General features: G+C 34.7%; 1 protein-coding gene. It reads right to left on the bottom strand.

The features are described from left to right. A partial coding sequence (locus tag FC88_RS05945; protein WP_157060437.1) for a DDE-type integrase/transposase/recombinase occupies positions 1 to 245 on the bottom strand: 245 nt, incomplete at both ends.

The following is a 245-nucleotide window of genomic DNA, read 5'->3' as shown; positions in this document are numbered from 1 at the left end:
TTTAATATATCTCTATAGTACTTTAATTGATAATGCCATCCTTGATCCGAATGAAGGATTGGATTCAGTGATGGATCTATATTTTGTTTCAATTTATTGAGTGTATCTTTGATCATTAATTCGTTTGGACTTGAGCTTACGGAATAAGATAATATTTCCCCGCTGGCTTGATCCAAGACAGCGGAAATATAGCCCCATTTTCCTTTTTGCAAGCGTACTTGAGTCACATCTGTATGCAATACTTT

Origin of the sequence: Companilactobacillus futsaii JCM 17355, assembly GCF_001435505.1 — a bacterium.
In the GTDB taxonomy this organism is placed as follows: domain Bacteria; phylum Bacillota; class Bacilli; order Lactobacillales; family Lactobacillaceae; genus Companilactobacillus; species Companilactobacillus futsaii.
The sequence above is the reverse complement of the archived record's forward strand: the minus strand, read 5'-3'. Positions and strand labels throughout refer to the sequence as shown.